Raw genomic sequence first — 4,293 nt, 5'->3', positions numbered from 1 at the left:
GGTGGCCGATGTGAGGATATGCGGTGTGAACGAGGACCGGCCGCGCGTTCCCCTGCCGCCGGCCACGGGTGGGTCCGACGAGGCCGCCGACCCGGGCCGGGCGTCGTCGCGCCCTGCGCCGGACGGGGCGCCGGCCGAGGCGATGCCCGAGGGCCCCACCGAGGGCTCGTCGGAGGTCTCCACGGATGGCTCGATCGAGGGCTCCAGCGTGGGCTCGTCCGACGCCTCGTCGGAGGGCTCGACGGAGGACTTGAGCGAGGGCGCCGAGTTGGAGGTGCTCGACCCGGGGGCCCTGCGCCGCTGGGCGTTCCGGGCCCGCGCCGCGCTCGCGGCGCACCGGCCCCGCATCGACGCGCTCAACGTGTATCCCGTGCCCGACGGAGATACCGGCACCAACATGCTGCACACCCTGTCGGGCACCCTCCGAGGTCTGCGCTCGCACCCCGCCCCGGAGGCCGAGCCGCCCGCGGTGGCGGATGAGGCGCTCCAGCGGCCGGCCGACCCCGACGGGCAGCCGGGCGAATCCCCCGAGACGCCGGTCGAAACCCCTAAGGAGGTCGAAACCCCTACGGAGCCGATCGAATCCGCGGAACCCTCGCAGCGGCCGGACACCGGGGCACCCGCCGAGCCGGGCGCCGCGGGTGAGTCGGGGAACGCGCGCTCGCCGCAGCCGACTCGTCGCGGGGTGAACGTGTTCCCGGAGCGCTGGCGGCGCTCGGAGCCGCCGCGGTCGGAGACGACGTGGGAGGCGCTGACGCACTCGACCGTCGTAGCGGCGCGGGGGAATTCCGGCGCGATCCTGTCGGAGCTCATCCGCGGACTCACGCAGACGATGGCGAGCGCCCGCGGCCGGGTCGACGGGCCCGCGCTGGCGAAGGCGCTGCGGGTGGCCAGCGAGCGGGCCTGGACGGCGGTCGGCCGGCCCGTCGAGGGCACCATGCTCTCCGTGGCGGAGGGCGCCGCCACGGCCGCCGACCGTGCCGCCGAGCAGGGCGGCCGGTTGTCCGACGTGTCCGAGGCCGCCGTCGAGGGAGCCCGGGAGGCCCTGGCCGCGACGCCCGAGCAGCTGCCGACGCTCAAGCAGGCCGGCGTCGTCGACGCCGGCGGCGCCGGACTCGTCGTCATGCTCACCGCGCTGCACGACGTCGTCACCGGTCGGGCCGCCGGCCCGCGGCGCGGCGCCCCCGGCGGCCAATCGGGTGCCGCCGTCGACGGCGACCTGGTCGCCACCGACGCCGCCCACGCCACAGACACCGCCGGGCCGGCCGACACCTCCGACACCCCTGACGCCGCCGATCGGGACGGGGACGCCCCGGCCGGAGGCGACCCGGTCGCCTGTCAGGTCGAGCAGCCGGGGCACGTGGAGGTCACCTACGTGGCCGTCGGGCTCGACGACGCCGGGCGCGACCGACTCCGGGCGTCGCTCGACGGTCTGGGCGACAGCGTCGTGCTCGCCGGGGCGGGGGAGTCGTTGTTCGTGCACGTCCACGTGCCGGCCGACGCAGCGCAGTCGGCTGTCGACGCCGCCGGTGAGGCGGGCACGCGGGACGTGCAGCGCGTGCGCACCGAGACGCTGCCCGACTCCGCCGCGCGGCCGCCCGAGCCGGCGGCGGCGCCGGTCGACGGCCCGATCAGCGTGCTCAGCGTCGGTGTGCGCATGCTCACGCCGGGGCGGCACCTCGACTGCGCGAGCGACATTCCCGCCCGACTGCGGGCCGCGCTGACCGAAGCCACCATCTCGCCGGTGCTGCTCGTCACCGACTGCGTCGACGTCGTGCGCACCGAGGTCGACGCGGCGGCCGCGGACGGCATCGACGTCGTGCTCGTCGCGGCCCCCGGCCCGGCGGCCGCGGTGGCCGCGCTCGCCGTCTACGACCCGCAGGCGCCCGCCGCCCAGGTCGCCGAGGAGATGAGGGTCGCCGCCGCGGCGGTGCGCTCCGCGACGCTGCCCGAGGTTGCTGGGGCCGCCGACGGCGCTGTGGCCGTCGACGACACCGAGATCGCCGACGGCGCCGGGGTCGCTCTGACCGCGGAGGCCGCTCCCGGCGCCGAGAGCGCCGACGGCGCCGGGGACGCTCGGACCCCGAAGGCCGACGACGGCGCTGAAGTCCCTGAGCGGGCAGGCGTCGACGCCGTGTCGGACGCGGCGATCCGGCTCGTCGACGACCTCCTCGCGGCCGCGGGCGACGGCCCGGAGCTGCTCACGCTGCTGGCGCGACCGGACGCGACGCGGGCCGTGCGAGCCGTCTGCGAGCATCTCGCCCGCACCCACGAGGAGCTGCAGGTGCAGAGCCTGGAGCTCACCGACTCCGGCGGGCCGGTGCTCATCGCGGGGGTGGAATGACATGGTGACGCTGGCCACGCCGCTGGCCCACGCGCTGGAGGACAAGAAGCAGGCGCGGGCGCTGCTCGACCACCGCGGGCTGGAGACCATCGAGGACCTGCTCTGGTTTCTCCCGCGCCGCTACCTCGACCGCCGGGGCAGCGACACCGCGAAGTGGGAGGAGGGCAACTACGTCGTCGTCGTGGGCGAGGTGGGGTCGGTCAAGACGCGCCCGATGCGCACTCGGCGCGGGTCGATCCTCAACGCCACCGTGCAGACCAGCACCGGCACCCTCGACCTGACGTTCTTCAAGCCGCACTGGCACGCGAAACGCCTCATCCCCGGGGCGGTCGGCCTGTTCGCCGGGCGCGTCACCCGCTTCCAAGGCCGGTGGAACCTGACCCACCCGAGCTACGAGATGATCCCTCAGGCAGAGGTCGACCCCCGGGGCCGCCCACGCCGCGACGACGGCCTCGACGAGGAGGCGATGGGGCTCGCGATGCGTTCGCTGTACCCCGTGTACCTCGAGGTCAAGGGCGTCGACAGCTGGACCGTCAACAACCTCGTCGAGCTGCTGCTGCCGTCGCTGGAGGACACCCCCGACCCGGTGCCGCCGCACATCCTGCGTGAACGGGGGATGCCCGGCCTCATCGAGGCGATGCGCTGCGTGCACCTGCCCGAGGACCTCGGCGACGTCGCCCGGGGCAAGCGCCGGTTGAAGTACGACGAGGCGTTCGTCATGCAACTCGTCCTGGGCATGCGCCGCCGCGAGCAGCGCAGCGCGCCCGCGGTGCCGCGCACCCCGACGGCCGGGGGCCTGCTGGAGGCCTTCGACGCCCGGCTGCCGTTCGAGCTGACCGCCGGGCAGCGCGCCGTCGGCGAGGAGATCGCGGCCGATCTCGCCCGCCCGCACCCCATGCACCGGCTCCTGCAGGGCGAGGTCGGCTCGGGCAAGACCGTCGTGGCGCTGCGGGCCATGCTCGCCGTCATCGATACCGGCGGGCAGGCCGCCCTGTTGGCCCCGACCGAGGTGTTGGCGGCCCAGCACCACCGGTCGATCAGCGCGCTGCTCGGCGACCTCGCCGAGGGCGGCCTGCTCGGCGGCACGAACGACCTCGAGCACGGCACGCGCGTCGCGCTGCTCACCGGGAGCCAGAGCGCCGCCGCCCGCAAACAGGCGCTGCTCGCCGCCGCCTCCGGGCAGGCCGGCATCGTCATCGGCACCCACGCCCTCATCCAGAAGCACGTGCAGCTCGCCGACCTCGGCCTCGTCGTCGTCGACGAGCAGCACCGCTTCGGCGTGGAGCAGCGCGACGCCCTGCGCGGCAAGGCCAAGCAGGCGCCGCACGTGCTCGTCATGACCGCGACGCCGATCCCCCGCACGGTCGCGATGACCGTGTTCGGCGACATGGACACCTCCGTGCTCACCCAGCTGCCGCCCGGGCGCAGCCCGATCACCTCCCACGTCGTCGCCAACGAGCGCTGGTACGACCGCGCCTGGGGGAGGGTCGCCGAGGAGGTCGCCGCCGGTCACCAGGCCTACGTCGTGTGCCCCCGCATCGGCGAAGACGACGAGGCCGCGCTCGCCGATGGCGGCCCCGAGTTCGACGACGAACTCGCCGGCCCGCCTCCGCGCGGGGTGCACGAGGTGATCGAGGAGTTGCGGGCGCGTCCGGAGCTGGCGAGCTGCCGGATCGAGATGGTGCACGGCCGGTTGTCCGCCGACGAGAAGGGGGCGGTGATGGCGGCCTTCGTCGCGGGCGAGGTCGACGTGCTCGTCTCCACGACCGTCATCGAGGTCGGCGTCGACGTGCCGAACGCCACCGTCATGGTCGTGCTCGACGCCGACCGGTTCGGCGTCTCCCAGCTGCACCAGCTGCGTGGCCGCGTCGGCCGCGGCAGCGCGCCGGGGTTGTGCCTGCTCGCGGTCCAGGGCGCCGACCGCCTCCCGGCCCCGCTGGCGCCGGGGA

2 protein-coding genes are annotated in these 4,293 nt (G+C 75.4%); both read left to right on the top strand.

The genetic code is table 11. The features are described from left to right. Positions 1-25: 25 nt before the first annotated feature. Positions 26-2,344, top strand: coding sequence for a DAK2 domain-containing protein (locus PINTE_RS20490; protein WP_068434304.1), 2,319 nt, complete (start codon positions 26-28; stop codon positions 2,342-2,344). 1 nt (position 2,345) lies between these two features. Further along, positions 2,346-4,293: ATP-dependent DNA helicase RecG (locus tag PINTE_RS20485; protein WP_068434302.1), on the top strand; the 1,948-nt coding region annotated here is incomplete at its 3' end.

The sequence above is a fragment of the Piscicoccus intestinalis NBRC 104926 genome, assembly GCF_001515525.1.
Taxonomy (GTDB): Bacteria; Actinomycetota; Actinomycetes; order Actinomycetales; family Dermatophilaceae; genus Kineosphaera; species Kineosphaera intestinalis.
The sequence above is the reverse complement of the archived record's forward strand: the minus strand, read 5'-3'. Positions and strand labels throughout refer to the sequence as shown.